The organism is Peribacillus sp. NPDC097284, assembly GCF_044761765.1.
Taxonomy (GTDB): domain Bacteria; phylum Bacillota; class Bacilli; order Bacillales; family DSM-1321; genus Peribacillus.
On the sequence record NZ_JBIWCZ010000004.1, the window covers coordinates 259914 to 277988 of the forward strand.

Annotated in this window: 16 protein-coding genes; 4 read left to right on the plus strand and 12 right to left on the minus strand. The window is 42.1% G+C overall.

What is annotated here, in order from left to right; genetic code table 11:
- Together ACIQXU_RS11180 and ACIQXU_RS11185 are read right to left on the minus strand one after the other, a co-directional pair.
- A complete protein-coding gene (locus ACIQXU_RS11180; protein WP_402989250.1) occupies positions 1–2742 on the minus strand; it encodes a GTP-binding protein in 2742 nt (913 codons plus the stop codon).
- A 401-nt stretch (positions 2743–3143) separates the two neighbouring features.
- Complete coding sequence (locus ACIQXU_RS11185) at positions 3144–3317, minus strand: hypothetical protein (RefSeq protein ID WP_402872063.1); 174 nt, start codon at positions 3315–3317, stop codon at positions 3144–3146.
- Between the two features lie 393 nt (positions 3318–3710).
- On the opposite strand from ACIQXU_RS11185, the gene brnQ reads away from it, so the two are divergent.
- The 4 genes from brnQ (at position 3711) to rluF (ending at position 7972) form a co-directional block, all read left to right on the plus strand.
- Positions 3711–5036, plus strand: a complete 1326-nt coding sequence (gene brnQ / locus ACIQXU_RS11190) for a branched-chain amino acid transport system II carrier protein (protein WP_402989253.1) — start codon at positions 3711–3713, stop codon at positions 5034–5036.
- A 113-nt stretch (positions 5037–5149) separates the two neighbouring features.
- Positions 5150–6082 carry an aldo/keto reductase gene (locus ACIQXU_RS11195; protein ID WP_402989255.1) on the plus strand — a complete coding sequence of 311 codons (933 nt, stop codon included), beginning with the start codon at positions 5150–5152 and terminating at the stop codon, positions 6080–6082.
- Positions 6083–6283: 201 nt separating this feature from the next.
- Complete coding sequence (locus tag ACIQXU_RS11200) at positions 6284–7177, plus strand: DMT family transporter (protein WP_402989258.1); 894 nt, start codon at positions 6284–6286, stop codon at positions 7175–7177.
- Positions 7178–7264: 87 nt separating this feature from the next.
- Complete coding sequence (gene rluF, locus ACIQXU_RS11205; RefSeq protein ID WP_402989260.1) at positions 7265–7972, plus strand: 23S rRNA pseudouridine(2604) synthase RluF; 708 nt, start codon at positions 7265–7267, stop codon at positions 7970–7972.
- A 200-nt stretch (positions 7973–8172) separates the two neighbouring features.
- On the opposite strand, the gene ACIQXU_RS11210 is transcribed toward rluF, so the two are convergent.
- From ACIQXU_RS11210 to ACIQXU_RS11255, 10 genes are all read right to left on the minus strand, one after another.
- The gene (locus ACIQXU_RS11210) at positions 8173–9141 is read right to left on the minus strand and encodes a sugar phosphate isomerase/epimerase family protein (protein ID WP_402989263.1); all 969 of its coding nucleotides are present in this window, start codon (positions 9139–9141) and stop codon (positions 8173–8175) included.
- Positions 9142–9162: 21 nt separating this feature from the next.
- Positions 9163–10203, minus strand: coding sequence for a Gfo/Idh/MocA family protein (locus tag ACIQXU_RS11215; RefSeq protein WP_402872084.1), 1041 nt, complete (start codon positions 10201–10203; stop codon positions 9163–9165).
- Positions 10204–10221: 18 nt separating this feature from the next.
- Complete coding sequence (locus tag ACIQXU_RS11220) at positions 10222–11244, minus strand: Gfo/Idh/MocA family protein (protein ID WP_402872086.1); 1023 nt, start codon at positions 11242–11244, stop codon at positions 10222–10224.
- Between the two features lie 18 nt (positions 11245–11262).
- The gene (locus tag ACIQXU_RS11225; protein WP_402989266.1) at positions 11263–11985 is read right to left on the minus strand and encodes a ThuA domain-containing protein; all 723 of its coding nucleotides are present in this window, start codon (positions 11983–11985) and stop codon (positions 11263–11265) included.
- 189 nt (positions 11986–12174) lie between these two features.
- The gene (locus ACIQXU_RS11230; protein WP_402872092.1) at positions 12175–13218 is read right to left on the minus strand and encodes a LacI family DNA-binding transcriptional regulator; all 1044 of its coding nucleotides are present in this window, start codon (positions 13216–13218) and stop codon (positions 12175–12177) included.
- A gap of 54 nt (positions 13219–13272) precedes the next feature.
- Complete coding sequence (locus ACIQXU_RS11235) at positions 13273–14094, minus strand: carbohydrate ABC transporter permease (protein ID WP_402872094.1); 822 nt, start codon at positions 14092–14094, stop codon at positions 13273–13275.
- On the minus strand, positions 14091–14951 hold the full coding sequence (locus ACIQXU_RS11240) for a carbohydrate ABC transporter permease (protein ID WP_402989271.1): 861 nt from the start codon (positions 14949–14951) through the stop codon (positions 14091–14093). The genes ACIQXU_RS11235 and ACIQXU_RS11240 overlap by 4 nt, the downstream gene beginning before the upstream one ends.
- Positions 14952–15061: 110 nt before the next feature.
- On the minus strand, positions 15062–16357 hold the full coding sequence (locus tag ACIQXU_RS11245) for an ABC transporter substrate-binding protein (protein ID WP_402989274.1): 1296 nt from the start codon (positions 16355–16357) through the stop codon (positions 15062–15064).
- 390 nt (positions 16358–16747) lie between these two features.
- Positions 16748–16933, minus strand: coding sequence for a hypothetical protein (locus ACIQXU_RS11250; RefSeq protein WP_402989277.1), 186 nt, complete (start codon positions 16931–16933; stop codon positions 16748–16750).
- Between the two features lie 196 nt (positions 16934–17129).
- The gene (locus ACIQXU_RS11255) at positions 17130–17969 is read right to left on the minus strand and encodes a YitT family protein (RefSeq protein ID WP_402872314.1); all 840 of its coding nucleotides are present in this window, start codon (positions 17967–17969) and stop codon (positions 17130–17132) included.
- Between the last annotated feature and the right edge of the window lie 106 nt (positions 17970–18075).

The window sequence follows — 18075 nt, forward strand, 5'->3', positions numbered from 1 at the left end:
TTATTTTCCTTGCAGTTTCGCCAGGCGTCTTTTCTCGATTTTTTCAAGGCGTTCGAATTGGCGCAGTTTCACTTCGAACAGGGTAATCGGATCACGGTAGACTTCAGGATTTTGTCTCATATGTTCCAATGTAGCCTGCTGTTCTTTGATTTCGGCTTTCGTCTGTTCGATATTTTTTTCAAGGATGGCAAATGGATTGCGGTAGAACAGGGATATGTCACGTTCCAAGGATTTTTCGAACAATCCAAACTGAGTAAGGAATCGGTCACTGATCATATCGGCAACATCCTGGAAGTCTTCATTTTCCAAGAACTTCTTATATCGATTGTACATATTCGCTTTATTTTGCGGAATGGCACCAAATAGCTTCCCGGCTCCCTTAAGAATCAACTGAGATGGGGTCCTTCTTAGTAATATGTTTACATTTTCTATCCGGATGCTGCTTGTCATCCGGTCCGCATCACGGCGCCAGTCATCCAAGACCCGGAAGTCCCCGGCCAGTACAATACGTTCTTCTTTGTATAGCTCATTGAAGCCTGCGCTCATCTCATCCATGAACTGTTGGCTTTGCGTGAATTCTAACTCAGATGTAGCAATCCAGTCTTGAAGCGAGCGGAAATACTGCGGCATGATTTTATCGGATATAAATGCCTGGATCCGATCGTTCATTTCCTGATTCAACTGTATATGCACTTGGCTAAAGTCACTATTCTCAGATAATGTTTTAGAGCAATCACGCAGTAATTCAGGAATTCGTGTGGAAAGCTGTTTTTTCACTTCTTCTTTTAATAAGCGATAAGATCTTGTAATGTTTTCGGTTTTTTCTTTTTCCAAATCAGTCAACTGATTCGTAGCGCCATTCAACTTCACTTCCATCTGTTCATTCCAAGAAATCGAATGCTCGCATTTCCGTTCATTCGCTGCCCGTTTTTCTAATAGATAGGATAAAGTTTTACGCGTGAAGGCAAGGAGCTTCTCCGCCCTCATTTCCTTCCAATTGCTATCTTGATAGTTTGCGTGAAGGAAGACGGCTAGATCCTGCAGTTGCTGTTTGCTGTCATAAAGCTTGGAGAAAGCAAATACCTTCGCGTTCGGGAAATAAGCATTCACCTTATCCCATGTTTCATCTTCCATCCTGACTGCCACTTGATCACTATAGATGGTATCCATTTTATTCAGCAAGAAATGAATAGGAAGTTTAGGGGCCATTTGTTGCATTTCCAATAGCAAATCACGTTCACTGCCCGTGAAAGGTGCCCGTGCATCCAGAACGAACATCACTCCATCGCTCTCCAGTAAGTAATTTTGGAAGTCAGGGTCTACGCTTTTCTCTCCATTAAATCCTGGAGTATCCAGTAGACGCAGGCGATTATTTCTCAAATAATCACTGATGAGTGTCACATCGACAATCGTTCCGCGTTGACGACGCGTTTCATCCAACTCCGTTAACTCTTCGACCATTTTACGATCTGTATCGGTAATTTCATAGATTTCCAGGTCATCGCCATCTTTAACGCTCACAAGAGATGAATGGTCTTCCGCTGCAATGCTTTCACCCGCTATCGATTGAATGAAGGATGTCTTGCCATTTCCTGCACTTCCAACAAGAAGCAGATTGAAATTGCTCATATCCTTAATTCCCTCAACCATCCATTTCAGCTTATTGCCGACTGATAGATCATTGCTCTCTGCCCATTGAATGATGGAGTGAATCAGTTTTTCGCCTGCTTCGAGACCGCCTCCCAATCTAGGGGATTTCGCTAACAGACTTTCTGCATCTTGAACAACAAGTGCGCTCACTGTATCTGGGAAAATCTCATTCCAGGAAAGGACAGAGGCCGCTGCAAATAACGAAATCTCCCCTTCCGCGATTTTCAACCAATTTTCCAACAGTCTTGGTACGACAGGACTTAACTCTTTGACTAAATGCGTACCTTCTAGTAATCCTGCATAGGCATCGCGATAATAGACGGAAAGCTCATCCCAAACATCCCCGTTGTTCAATTCGATTTCATCGATCAATTTATTGATGACCTTAAGCCATTCAAAGTAAGAATCCGTATATTTATAGTTCTTCCAAAGGGCTACCGTCATTTTCTCAAAACGATCTTGGTCAAGATTATATAAGGATCTAAGCACGTTCGCGAAATAATCCGGAGCCGTCGATTGTGCAACGCCCTGCTGGATGTATGTTTTCAAAACATCGAACCAAGCCATTGACTCCGTACGGATACTTTCGTTGGCCGCTAAAACTATCGCGCTATTCCAATCCTTTTGCGCTTCAAAGAAGGAGCGCGCAATTTCCGTGACATTTGGATAATCCGGTTGGAAATCGACTGCTTCCTTCACCACTTTGGATGCCAGATCATTTCTTGTTTCTACTATGTATAGTGAAAACAGTTGCAGAAGGACTTCCGTCTTTAATACAGGTTCGCTCGTATTAATGGCTTTATAAATATCTTCTGCCGTCGAATACATCTCTAGCTCAAAGTAGGCATCAGCAATATTCTTCTTAGCCCATTCAGCAAGATTACCCTCTATATTCTCCCATTTAAATATGGCCGCCTCAAAGTCATGATGCAGGAAGTACACTTCCCCCTGGGCAAACCTGATTGTGGTTAAATCCGATCTTTCCTTTTTTTGTTCCACGAGAAACATTTCTCCCAAGGCTTGAATCGGATGCTTATTTATGTCATCAATCATCGTTTCATAGAACTTTTTGCCAATCAGCTGTTCTTCCATCGTAATTCCCCCGATATATTTCATATTTTCAAGTAAAGGATCAAATCAATAGGTTCCTTTAGATAAGAAAATGATCTGTCAAAGCTCCAAATTATTATTTTAACAAAACAATATGGTAACAACATGTCATAACTCTTACAAGTTTAAAACAGAAACCGCCGGGCTTGTAATGTTTTTAACAAATCGACTCTCTCCCTTAAAATATGCTTTTATGGATTTCACCAGGATATGAAGCAATGCGAGGGATATTTCCTATACCATTAAATTACCAGAATCCCCGTTCACACACTACCTTAAAATGGTAAAAAATAAAATAATATAAAAAAAGCAGCACCTTTGATCATGAAGGATACTGCTCTCTGATAAGCATTGAACAGTAATTGTCCTTTGACAAATTGGGATTATACCCCTGTGCGCTTACGTTGATTATTGGGCTTTTTAGTTAATTGGCTTTTAAGCGGTTTTGTTTTTTTCACAACACCGGTTTCAAGTTTATCTTTACTTGTTTCAGCTTGCTTTTGCGCCAATTTCTGCTTGACAGCATCCGCCAGGCTCAACTTTTTATTTTCAGACATCATATTGTCTCCTTTAGTGTTCTACTTCTATTATAATATAGATGAAGGTAGAAAGATAATAGGGAGTTTTTACGATTCTTTCGATTGATCATAAACCGTTTTAAACCATACCAGATTCTCTAGGACTAATATCCTGTCCTAAAGAAGACTTCATCCTATTGACTTAGTATACTGAATTTGCTAAATTATCTTTAGATTATAATAGCTCCGTATGGACCGTACGTTGACTGATTGCCGTGGCTTTTAAAAAAGCGCGGATATGGGTGGTAAAGCGAGCACACAACTCGTCCCTCTAAGTAGGGGCGTTTTTTTATTTTCTTAGTAATACTTTCACATGATCCCGTTAGTCCATTCGGCGAGTTTTTCACTAGATCGTAAAAAGGAGACATCATCATGAAAAAAACAGACGTATTATTTATCGGGCTTATGCTTTTCTCCATGTTCTTCGGGGCGGGCAACCTGATTTTTCCTCCATTTTTGGGAGCCTCATCAGGGACTTCCTTCTGGCCGGCCATCGCAGGATTTATCGTCACAGGCGTCGGACTCCCGATTCTAGTTCTGGTCGCCGTTTCCCTCGTCAAAGGCGGGGCAGAAACGATTGGGTCGCGTGTGCACCCAACTTTCAGCAAGATTTTCATGATCGTCATCTATTTAAGCATCGGACCTTTCCTTGCCATACCCAGAAATGCTAACGTCGCCTATGAAATGGGATTCAAACCCTATCTTGGCGACACGATAGGCCAATCGCTCTTTTTATTCCTATTCACGATTGCATTCTTCTTGATCGTTTATGCCATATCGATGAATCCTGAAAAAATGGAGACCATCATGAGCCGTTGGAGCACGCCCACTCTATTAGGGTCTATTGTCATCCTTTGTATCGTTGGCTTTATAAAACTGGATGCACCCTTCCAGGCACCAACAGAGGCGTACGTAACAGGTGCTTTTTCAAAAGGGTTCATTGAAGGTTATAACACGATGGATGCTTTAGCCGCCCTGGCCTTCGGGATTGTCATCCTGACCTCCATCCAAAAGAGAGGGGTATCGGACCGTAAGCAGCTGACTAAGTACACCATAAAGGCTGGAATGGTCACAGCAATCTTCCTATCTCTTGTGTATACATCCTTAGGTTTCATGGGAGCACGCATGGCTGCGAACGGTTCTTATGAAAATGGAACCGATATCCTGACCGCCGCTTCTACCCTATTACTTGGGACAGGCGGGAAAACCCTTTTGGGGATCATCTTCCTATTGGCCTGTATCGCATCCGTAGTAGGATTAACAACAGCCTGTGGACATTATTTTTCCAATCTAATTCCTAAGGCCAGCTACAAAACGGTCGTCCTGCTCATCACGCTAATCGGGTTCACTCTATCCAATCTAGGATTGAATCAAATCTTAAAAGTATCCGTACCTTTCCTAGTGATGGCCTACCCTTTAACAATTGTCCTGGTCGCTTTGACATTCTTCAGCCGTCACTTTAAGAATCCAAAAAAAGTATACCGGAGCGCTATGATTTTCACCGGTATCTTTGCCCTGATCGATGGACTGAGCGCTTTTGATGTACCATTAGGACTCGTGGAAACATTCACCGAAGCCCTTCCGTTTTCTGAACATGGAATGGAATGGGTCCTACCAGCCTTGGTTGGCACGGTCATTGGCATTATTCTAAGCCAAGCAGGGAAAGCATCACCCACCGAAGACATGGAAACCAAATAAGTGGAGCAGATGAGTCCGTTGATTCATCTGCTTTTTTCTCGCCTTCTATTGCTTATTTTTGGAAATTTCCACCCTATTTTTGTTATGATAAGGATAGAGGAGATGATCAATAAATGTCAAAGCAAACACGTATTGGTAAAACGAATTTGTATGTGAATCAGATTGGTCTTGGTACGAATGCAATTGGTGGACATAACCTATTCCCTAACCTGAATGAAGATACCGGAAGAGATGTCCTGCGGACGGCTCTTGAAGAAGGCATCAACTTTTGGGATACAGCCTACATTTACGGGCCCGGACGCTCGGAGGAACTGATTGGCGAAGTGCTGAAGGATACCGGCAAACGCGAGGAAGTGGTACTCGCTACGAAAGGTGCCCATAAATTCGTGGATGGTAAAATGGTCATTGACAACTCTCCCGCTTTCCTTAGAGAGTCTGTAGAATCCAGTTTAAAGCGGCTCCAGACTGATTATATTGATTTATTTTACATTCATTTCCCTGATGAAGCTACACCAAAGGATGAGGCTGTCGGGGCTTTAAAAGAATTGAAAGATGCCGGAAAAATCAAGGCGATTGGCGTCTCGAATTTTTCGTTCGAGCAATTAAAAGAAGCCAATAAAGACGGCTATGTCGACGTCTTACAATCCGAATATAACCTGTTTAAGCGGGGAGCCGAGCAAGACTTGCTTCCATATACAGCTGAAAATCAAATTTCCTTTGTCCCTTATTTTCCGCTTGCATCCGGCCTGCTTGGTGGCAAATATAATGAAGAATCGAAGTTTGACGACCTGCGAGCTAAAGATCCCCTTTTCCAAGGGCAAGCCTATGCAGGAAACTTGCAAAAAGTCGAGGAGCTTCGTGAAATCGCCAACCGAAAAAACGCAGAGGTTGCGGACGTCGCCCTTGCCTGGTATTTAACACGTCATTCCATAGATGTCTTGATACCCGGGTCCAAAAAGCCTGAGCAAGTCTCGCGTAATTTAAAAGCATTGGACGTTGAATTAACCATCGATGATATTGCTGAAATCAGCGCGATTTTCGCTTAAAAGATAAGAGAGAAGCTGTTCAATTTCGATTGAACAGCTTTTTTCTTTATTTCATATTCATGGTCTCCCGCAATGAATGAATAGCATCCCTTCCTGGACAAGAATAATCCCTCAACGTAATCTTCACTATTTATATTGCTTCCCTTTTTCTACATTGGTATATTTATTGAATATTCAATCATTAAAGAAAGAGGCTACCCCATGAAAAAATCTTATATTCTTTTATTTCTTATCTTGGCTAACTTATTCTGGGCCGGTAATTATATTTTCGGCAAATACGTCGTTGCTGAACTTTCGCCGATTCACCTCACGTTTTCACGCTGGCTAATTGCTGTTATCTTATTATTTCCTCTTGCTCATTGGATTGAAAAACCCGATTGGAAAAGTGTATGGAAAGCATGGAAAGTACTATTACTGATGGGCATGCTCGGCATCATCGGCTATAATTTTTTCCTGTATTGGGCTTTGACCTATACGACTTCCATGAATGCCGCTCTCGTTAATTCGATTACCCCTGCGGTCATCGTCCTGTTTTCCGTCTTACTATTAAAAGAGAACATTTCATTCCTACATGTGATTGGCCTTATTCTATCCTTATTCGGAGTATTATTGGTCTTAACGAATGGACATCTTCAGACCATTTTCCATCTTACCTTCAATAAAGGAGATCTGTTGATGATTCTGGCGATACTTGTCTGGACCTTCTATTCACTCATCGCCAAAAAGATAAAAAATATCCCGGCCATATCAGCCACCGCCGTATCCGTTTTACTTGGACTGATTCTGGCTGCTCCGTTCGCCTTTAGTTCGGGGCTGAACCTTGTTGTAAGTACTCAAGCGATGGTAGGCATTTTATATATTGGAATCTTTCCATCCGTTGGTTCCTTCATTTTCTGGAACATTTCACTGCGTCATATTGATGCAAGCCAAGCTGGCGTTTACCTTAATCTCATTGTCGTCTTCACTGCGATTCTAAGCTTGATGTTGGGTCAAAACATCACAATAGTCCAAATTCTTGGTGGCCTTCTTGTCTTCTCCGGTGTCTACTTAGCCACTAAAAAGAAGAAGGATAAAAAAGCTGTGGCTTCTGCTTAAGTAGACATTTTAGCTTTCCCCTTGTTTATCTAGCATGATTTACGTTATCTTTATAGAAGAAAATCTGAATGTAAAGGTGTGCTTTAGTTGAGAATCAATAAATATATTAGTGAATCAGGGATTACTTCGAGACGAGGCGCCGATAAATGGATTGCTGAAGGTCGAGTGACCATAAACGGAGCTGTAGCCGAACTTGGCAGCCAAGCTGAACCGGGCGATGATGTTTGTGTCGATGGCAAACCGATAAAAGTAGAGCAGCAGTATGTATATATTGCACTGAATAAACCAACAGGCATCACAAGCACGACTGAAAAACATATCAAAGGAAACATTGTCGATTTTGTTAATCATCCGCTACGCATTTTTCATGTGGGTCGTCTTGATAAAGACTCAAGCGGTTTGATTCTGCTTACAAATGACGGAGATATCGTAAATGAAATCCTCCGGGCAGAAAACAAGCATGAGAAAGAGTACATTGTCACTGTTGATAAGCCACTTACGGATTCCTTCCTACAAGAGATGTCATCAGGCGTAGAAATCTTGGATACGAAAACACTTCCATGTGAAGTCAAGCCGCTTTCACGCCATACGTTCAACATTACCTTAATGCAAGGGTTGAACCGGCAAATCCGCCGCATGTGTACAGCACTAGGTTATGAAGTCCGTGAACTGCAGCGCGTTCGCATCATGAACATCCACTTGGACAGGTTACCCCTCGGTCAATGGCGCGACCTGACAAAAGAAGAATTAAACAAACTATTTGCAGAATTGAATTACACACCAAGAAAAAGATGAGTGAAGAGGATGCCCCCAGATTTGGGAGCATCTTTTTTAGCTAGCTGCATTCCTTTTATCGGTCAAACTGCGTAATATATCAGTCAATTTCAACATTTTATCGGTCTAGTTGAAGATATATCGGTCTAATCCAGCTTTTTTCGGTCAAAGTCCAATTCGACTCCAAAATAAAAAGCAACCATTAGGCTGCTCATTATCGGTTATACCCACCATAGATCAGTTGGACTTTCGTTGATCAGGACGGTTTTCAAGTTCGTCACGGCTCGTTGGAAACCTTCTTCGATCGACATGAGCGGATCTTCGTGTTCGATGCTGACGACGTAGTCATAGCCATAAGTACGAAGGGCACTCATCATGTCGGACCATTCTTGGAGGCTATGGCCGCAACCTACTGAGCGGAAGTTCCAGGCACGTGTCTGGATGTTGCCGTATGGTTGCATGTCGGTGAGACCGTACATATTGATATTATCTTGGTCCAGATAGGTGTCTTTAGCATGGAAATGATAAATGGCTCCAGCTTTTCCAAGAATTTTAATGGCGCCGACAGGTTCGATTCCCTGCCACCAGAGATGGCTTGGGTCAAGGTTGGCACCGATTGCGTTCGATGTGGCTTCCCGTAGCTTCAACAAGGTGTATGGTGTGTGGACGAGAAAACCCCCATGCAGTTCGAGTCCAATTTTAATATGATGTTCATCAGCAAGCGCAGCGATTTTTTTCCAATAAGGAATCAGTTTTTCTTCCCATTGCCATTTCAACACGTCCGCATATTCGTTCGGCCATGGAGCAACCGGCCAATTCGGATATTTGGCACCTTCGTGATCACCTGCGGTACCGGAAAAGGTATTGACGACAGGTACATTCATCAAGGCAGCTAACTTAATGGACTTTACTAGATTTTCATCACTTTCCCTAGCCCAGCTTTCATCTGGGGAAATAGGGTTGCCGTGACAGCTGAACGCACTGATGGCTAGCCCCCTTGATTGGATGGCTTCCATGTAGTCCTGCCGCTTTTCTTCACTCTCCAATAGCTCATCCAGTGGACAATGGGCATTACCTGGGTACCCGCCTGTACCGATTTCCACTGTTTTCAATCCAGAGGCTGCCACATAATCAAGCATTTCCTCAAATGTTTTTTGTCCGAATAGTACTGTAAAAACGCCTAGTTTCACTCGCCTCACCTCACCTTTGCATTAATTGATGCTCATGACTTTTCCGCTTGCGGAACTTTGGTAAATAGCTTCAATGATTTTCGATACTTTCATGGCTTCCGCTGGTTTTACCAACGGTTCGGCAAAACCAAGGCAACTATCGATAAAGTTCGCCGCCTGTTGAAGATCCGGTGTGTCCTCACCTGGCATCCAAACCGCTTCACTATTCAAAAGCATCCCGTGCTTCGCCTGATTCAATATGAGTGGGAACACATCTAGACCACCCTGTGTTCCGGATAAACTCAAGACTGTCGCTTCTTCGCGGATATTTGCGGCCCATGACGTTTCAAATAACAAAGAAGCTCCATTTGCAAATTTGATATAAGCCGTTGCATGGTCATCCACTTCAAAAACGGAAGCATCGAAATTGCCCCATAGATTGACTTGATCGACACCCTTACTGACATAATTATATGTCGAACCTACAATTTCGATTGGTTCTGGGTCATCCATCAGCCATAAAGCCAAGTCAAGCAAATGACAGCCATAATCGATCACACTGCCTCCGCCTTGCAATTCCTTGCTCGTAAATACGCCCCAACCGGGGACTTTCCTTCGTCGAATGGCCTGAACTCGTGCCACATATGGCTCTCCAATTTCACCTGCTCGAATCATTTTTTTGGCAGCCTGGGCTTCCTTCATGAACCGGTAATGATACGCAATGGAGAGCACTTTTCCAGATAAGTTTGCCGCATCGGTTATTGCCTTACATTCCTCAGTCGTGATGGCCATCGGCTTTTCACATAAAACATGTACACCAGCCTGCAATGCCGCGATGGAAATCTCGGCATGAAACTTGTTCGGTGTGGCTATCGTGACCGCATCCACTTCGGCAAACATATCTTCATAATTGGTAAAAACTTTTTCAATATGATGTTGCCTGGCGACATCTCTCGCCTTCAATTCATCAATATCCTGAATTGCATATAAAACCACTTTATCCTGTAATGTTTGGAAGGCTGGGATATGCCTTTTTTGGGCAATCCCCCCAGCACCGATAATACCCATTTTCAATTTGTACATGATGACTATTAAACCCCTTTATAAGCGGACGATTTGTCTGGATGCATTTGATTCCATTGCGCCGAGAATGACTTTTAGTGATTGTAATCCTTCAATTCCTGTGACAAGAGGCTCTTCATTGTTTACCACACTTTTTATAAAGTGGCTGATTACTCCAGTATCATGCTGTCCGCCAGAGTCATTTGTCTGGATGCCCCCTAATTCGAAGGTTTCGGTCTTCCCATTCTTATGATGGATAATCAGTGAATATTTAGGGTCGTCTTCTAGACGCAATACGGCTTTTTCCGCATAAATGACCGTTGCGTTGTCTTCTTTTGCGTACGACCAGCTTGCCGTCAGGGTACCAATAATACCGCTTCCCGTTCGCAGGATGCAGGCAGCGCTATCATCAACATCCGCCTGTTGCTTTGCACTCGTTTCCACAAAAGCTCCGACTTCCACAAATTCCTCGCCTAACACATATCGCAGTAAATCGGCTTTATGAACACCTAAGTCCCCCATCGCCCCGATGACCGCTTGATCTTTTTTAAAAAACCAGCTGTTCTCCCCATCGACACTCCAAGTTTCAGGTCCTGAATGTCCAAAAGCTGTCCGGAAGCTGTAAATCTTTCCTAATTCCCCACTCTCAATTAGCTTTTTGGCTTTTTGATGTGAAGGGACAAACCGCTGATTATGACCAATCATTAATATCTTGCCGCTTTTTACAGCTGCTTCATTCATTTTTTCCGCATCTTCTAAAGAGGTCGCCATGGGCTTTTCACAAAGAACATGCTTTCCAGCTTCAAGAGCAGCGATCGTGATGGGGGCATGCAGGTAATTCGGTGTACATACACTAACCACGTCAATATCCTTATTCTTTAAGAGTTCTATATAATCAGTATATGCTTTTGCGTCATACCTTTGTGCCGCTGCATTCGCCCTGTCTTGCGCAATATCACAAACGGCTACAATATCGGTTTCCTGATGCGCTTCATATTCCGGAAAATGCCTATTTTTCGCAATGCTCCCACAACCAATGACTCCCACTTGTACTTTGACCATTCTGCTCTCTCCTTCACTTCATCTCTTGGATGAGATATTCTCCAATGGTACCGCTTTTCCATAAACCACATTGTTGTGAGAACGTGGCTTGACCCACTTGACCGCATTCTTTATCACCCGCTGTATCTCTGGGTTATAGTAGGTCGGATACGTTTCATGGCCAGGCCGGAAATAGAATATCCTTCCTTTTCCACGTTGGTACGTGCATCCGCTTCGGAAAACTTCGCCGCCTTCAAACCAGCTCATTAAGAGCAATTGATCTGGTGCCGGTATATCGAAATGCTCCCCGTACATTTCTTCCTTCTCAAGCTCAATATATTCACCGATTCCTTCAACGATGGGGTGAGCGGGATCCACGACCCAGAGCCGTTCCCTTTCATCCGCTACGCGCCATTTCAGATCGCAGGTCGTTCCCATTAATTGTTTGAAGATTTTCGAAAAGTGTCCTGAATGGAGGACGATAAGGCCCATCCCTTCGAGCACCCGCTTATGAACACGTTGAACGATTTCATCCTGCACTTCATCATGTGCAATATGCCCCCACCAGAGGAGTACATCCGTTTCCTTCAGTACCTCTTCCGTCAGACCATGCTCTTTTTCGTCAAGCGTAGCCGTGTTAACCTCAATCAGATCTTCTTGTAAGAACTCGGCAATCGCGCCATGGATCCCATTTGGATAAATCTCTGCTACCTCTGGCTTCGTTTGTTCATGGCGATACTCGTTCCATACCAAAACCTTCATCAGAATCTCCTCCATATGTTTTTTCGGCGACTTCCCCTGCATGTTTAACTAATACCTCTTATTTTGTTACGCAAACGTTTGCGTTAGAAACAATAAAAAAATAATTTTGAATAATAAGATTAAATACATTGGTAATCTATATTGTAAATTTATGTTAGGAAAAATCAAGCTTTAATTGCTAAAACAATTCTACAATTTCTCTGTAATTTCTTTTTCAATAGCGGAATGTGACTCACGCTGTACGATTTTGGTAGGAACCCGGATACTCTTTTCCATCATTTTAGGATCGGCTATTAAATCAAATACGCACTTTGCTGCTTCATAGCCCAGTTGGTACGTATGAATATCGACCGTGGTTAGTGGTGTACTTAAGAATTCGATAAACTCCGAGTGATTAAAGCAGACGACACTTATTTGTTCCGGAACTTTCAACTTCTTTTCCGCTAACACGCCCAATAACAGCACACCCAATAATAGGTCCATGACTATAAATGCCGTTGGTGATTCAGGTAAATTCAGCAGTTCCTCGATGGCTTTTATGCCATCGGCGCGATTCAATGGAATCAGTTTAATACTTTCCTTTGGCACGCTTAACTTCGCCTGTTCCATTGCTTGTCGGAATCCGCTTAAACGCGCCTGGATCACTTCGAATTCAGGACTGCCCCCTAAAAAGGCAATTCGTTGATGACCAAGATTGATGACGAACTCCGATAATTCCTTAGCCGCTTGAACATTGTCGTTATCAATGAAAGTGATGCCACTCATATCCGTCCTTGGCTTCCCTACCAAGACAAATGGGAAGCTTTGTTTCACTAGATAGGGCACCACTTTATCATCCTGCTTCGAATACAAAACAATCATGCCATCCACGCGTCTACCTTGAACCATTTTAACGACGTCTTCAAAAATGGCATCCTCGGTTTCCCCAGTCGTTAGCGAAAGGCTATACCCCTCTTTATTACAAAAGTCGCCAATGCCTCGGATCACTTCTGGAAAGAATGGATTGTACAGGGATTCCCTAGCCGAATTTTTCATTACGATTCCAATGGTCTTCGTGGATTTTGTAACCAAATTCCGGGCATTTTCATTCATATGATAGCCCATTTCCTTCAATACCTTCCGTACTTTACGCTTTGTCTTTTCACTAATGGTCGGACTGTTATGAATAACACGCGATACCGTGGATGGAGCGACATTCGCTTTCTTGGCAACGTCTTTGATCGTTACAGACATTTTCATCTACTCCCGTTCATCGCACAGGGCTTATTATTCCCTATATCTAAATAGTTATTTAACCGCACCGTCAGCAATTCCTTTAATAATTTGTCTTTGGGCAAAAAAGTACGCAATGATGACTGGAATGATTGACAAGGTAAGTCCTGCCAAGGCAAGATGCCATTGTTTCGTATATTGACCGAAAAAGAAGAATAATTTAAGTGGAATGGTCTCAGATCCCGCACCCCCGATAACAAGCGATGGCAAAAGGTAATCATTCCAAATCCAGATGACATTCAAGATTCCGACCGTGATTGACATCGGTTTCAATAATGGAAAAATGATATACCAGAATACTTGAAAACGGTTGGCTCCATCTATTTTAGCCGCTTCATCCAGCGTGATGGGGATCCCTTTTAAAGTACCATGATATAGGAATATGGAGAGACTGCATCCAAAACCTAAGTACATGATGATCAATCCGGTGCGATTCAACATACCCATCTGACCAAATTGGGCTACAAGCGGGATCATCACCGATTGGAATGGAATAAGCATGGCTGCCACAAACACGAAGAACAGCAAAGAACTAAATTTACTTTTATTTCGTGATAGCGCATATGCGGCCATTGCTGAAAAGATAATAATTATCACGACACTGACAACCGATATAAAGATGGAATTGAATAAAGTCCGAAGAAAATCCAATTGTTCGAAGGCCTGAGTGAAATTTTCTAGTGTCCAGGTATCCGGCAAGCCCAATGTGTCAGAGAAAATCTCGCGTTTCATTTTAAAAGCATTTACGATCATTAAATAAAAAGGGGTGAGCCATAACAAGGCCAATACAAACCCGATCAATCCGACCAGCCAAAGCTTCCAATTCTTTCTCATCATAGCTCAACCTCCCTTTTCTTATTGATATATACCTGTGTCAAGGAAACGGCTGCCACAATCACGAAAAAGATCACGGCCTTGGCCTGTGCATAAGCCATATCATTTTCGGTAAACGCGGATTTAACAATGTTCATTGCGACCATTTCTGTTGAATTGTATGGCGCACCGTTCGTCAAAGAAAGGTTTTGATCATATATTTTGAAAGAGTGTGAAAGCGTCAAGAACAAACTAACCGTGAAGGCTGGTGCCACAAGCGGAAAAGTTATATAGCGAAAACGTTGGAAGCTATTGGCCCCATCGATTTTAGCCGCTTCAATCAGGTCTTCAGGAACTGCCTGTAAATAAGCGATATAAATGATCATGATATATCCCGCCATCTGCCAGGACGTTAAAATAATCAATCCCCAAAATCCAGTCTCGGTTGTGGAAAGCCAACCATTAAATGCCTCTATGCCGGTTACATCGCCAATGGCACCAAAGACTTTGATGAAGATGAACTGCCAAATGAAACCAAGAATCAATCCACCGATTAAGTTCGGCATAAAGAAAATGGTCCGAAGAAGGTTGCTCGATTTCAGTTTTGAAGTCACGATAAGTGCCAAGCTCAAACCAAGAACGTTTATGACCACAATCGCTGTTACAGAAAATTTGATGGTGAACCAAAATGTATCCAGGAAGCCCTTGTCCGAGAATAGGTTTATATAATTTTTGAGACCCGTGAAATCGGGCGTACCCAAACCGTTCCAATTCGTAAATGAATAATAAAACCCGTAAATGAGCGGCACGATCACGACCAAAATGAGCGCGGCTAGAACAGGTGTCAAGAACAGCCAATATGCAGCATCTCGATTTCGCATTTGAAACCGACCTCCTAATATAGTGTGTAAGTAGCGGATATATTTATAGAACAAACAACCAATCGACACAAGTTAGGCTCGATTGGTTGTTTCCCTATTTAACGGAATGCCTATTTACTGTGGATTTTCTCCCAGTTTTCAATGTTTTGTTTGACGAGTTCATCCCATGTCATTTTACCGGTTACATATTTTTGGACACTTGCACCCAGATCATCGTTCCACCCGACTGGATATCCATTGAACACCCATCCAATGGTATTTCCCTCTTGTGAATACTTATAAATTTCTTTTGATAGAGGATCGGCAATTTTTTCAACGTCATACCCTTCATAGGCTGGAATGAATTTAAAATCTTCTAATACAGCTTTTTTACCTGCATCGGATGTATACATCCAGTCTAGGAATTTCCTCGCTTCTTCCTGAACTTTCTCATCCGATTTCTTATTTACTGCCCAATAGTTCGGTACCCCGACCGGCATGGCTGCCGTGTCCCCATTCGGAATAGGGATGATGCCTATGCCATTTTCAGCTAATTCGGGATCCATGTCATACACTGTGTTATACACCCAGTTCCCTTGCTGGATGATTGCAACCTTTTCAAGGGAGAATAACTCTTCTACTTGTTGGGAGTAATCAAGGCTTGCCGTTGGCTGAACAGAATATTTATTTTGAATATCGACCAGTTGTTTGAACTTGTCTCCATCCGAGAACTTGACAGTTTCCGCCTTGCTTGCCGTCAACACGTTTCCATCAAACTCCGGTGCTAAAAAGACATTGGATAAATGGTTTCCCGTTACCCATTTCTCTTTGACCGGATACGCGAATACTGCATCAAGCTTCAATTTACCTTTCTGTGAATCCAGCTTCTTCACTGCATCCTCTAGAGCTGTATAGCTTGTAAGGTCTTCTGCCTTGATACCGGCTTCTTTAAAGATCCTTTTGTTATAAATCAGGCCATATCCTTCCTGATTGAATGGAAGCCCAAGAATCTGCCCGTCCTCTTCAACGCCATCCAACGTCCCATCCAGTGCTGCCTCTGCAGCTTTCGTATCCTTCAAATCTGATAATCTATCTTTATATTGTTCCACATCGATCGGTCCGCCAATGTTAAACACCGCTGGTTCCTCACCGGAAGCAAATTTTGCGGTAATGGCTGATTTATAATCATTCCCGCCGCCAACTGTCGATACTTCGATCTTCACATTTGGGTTCTCTTTTTCATACTGCTTGGCCAGAGTCTCAAATTGCGGCTTAAACTCTACTTTAAATTGGAAAATATCCAGCGTCACTTTATCTTTATTATCGGAATCACTGTCCCCGCCAGTAGAAGAAGAGCAACCTGCCAAGACCACACTAAATATCAATAAAATAGAAAAGATTCCCCCATACCATTTTTTACGCTTCATGCCTATCAACTCTCCCTTTTTCCGTAAATTCCTATACCTTTTAAGAAAACGTTTGCATAAAGTATGAAAAGTAGATATCTTATAAACTGTCATTTCACTATTCTATTGAAAGATAAACCACCACCTTACAAACCTAATTGTAATCGGTTACATTTCTTTTTCTTTATATTACCACTTAATTACATTACTTACAATTAAATGTATAAGTCTACGAATATATTACGTTTCTTCTTCTAAATTATATGATTGAATACCCAAGAATTATTCCTTCTCCTGATTATATAATTTGAACGGATATCCATTCTAGGTATTTCTTCATCTTTTTCAACCATTCAGAATGCAAGCTGTATTTCATTAGAGAAATGGGAAACCAAAAGGCTTCCCTTCCATTCACTTCAAAACCATTTTCACGTTGGAAGACCCATACTCTTCCTTCAATTCGTAATATTTATCACTTGCTTGTCCAAATTCCTCGAACACACCACTAATAAGTAATTCATCCGTTTCCTTATCCACTATGCTGTACTTAATATTGCTCTTCCCAAACTTTCTGTCATCCACTTTTAAAAGAATCATGCTAAACACCTCCATATATAATGGCTGTATTCCTCATGATGGTTGGATTCTTACTTACATAATATAACAATTTATTCAAAATTCACAGATTTTTTTGTCATTTTCAGGGAAATAAAAAAAGACCTGCCTAGGCCCCTTGAAATAAAGTCCGTTTATCCATATAAAAAAGGAGCCCAATCCGGCTCCCAAAATGATTTTATGACTTCGAAATATCCACGAACCCCTCACCAAATACATCCCTTACATCATGTATCGCGATAAAAGCTTGGCTATCGGTAGACTGAACAATTCTCTTTAACTTGACGACCTCTTGTTTACTAATGACAATATATAGAATTTCCTTCGCATCTTTCGTATAGTAGCCATGTCCATCAAAAACCGTGACCCCTCTATCCATTTTAACCGTTACTTGTTTCGCAATGAGATCTGCTTCTTTCGAGATGATGGTGATTGCCTTTTTCGGATTTACACCCTCAATGATGAACTCCATTACTTTCGTTCCAATATATAGCATAAGGATGGTTAGCATGAGACCTTCCGCACCGATAATGAAATAGGATGAGACGGCCACGATTATATCAAAGAACAATAACCCATAACTTATGCTCCAGCCTAAATATTTATTTGTGATCCGAGCAAGAATGGTAGAACCTGCCGTCGTACCGCCCACCCGGATGATCAAACCAATTCCTACACCAGCAAACACACCGCCAAATATGGCATTGATTACGATTTCATCCGACGAAACGTTCCAATTCTCCGTCAAATGTAGAAAAAGAGAATGGAAGGTGACGGCAATAATCGTATAAATGGTTGTAATCCTCGATAAAAATTTATATCCGACAATCAGAAGGAATGCATTCATAATGAAACTTACCAGGCCCGGTGACCACTGGAATAAATAGAATAAAATGATGGTAATCCCCGTTACTCCACCTTCACCGAGATCATTGGGAATAACGAAAAGATTGATTGCCAACGCAAAAATGAACGCACCTATTATTATAATGAGAACATCTAAAGAAGTCTTTTTCATATGTAACTTACCCGCCTTTATATAAACAATTTCCTTGCTATATAGTAACACGTAATTTCTTGATTCCTTCATTGATTTTCTTAATCTGTTAAAATAATTCATCTCT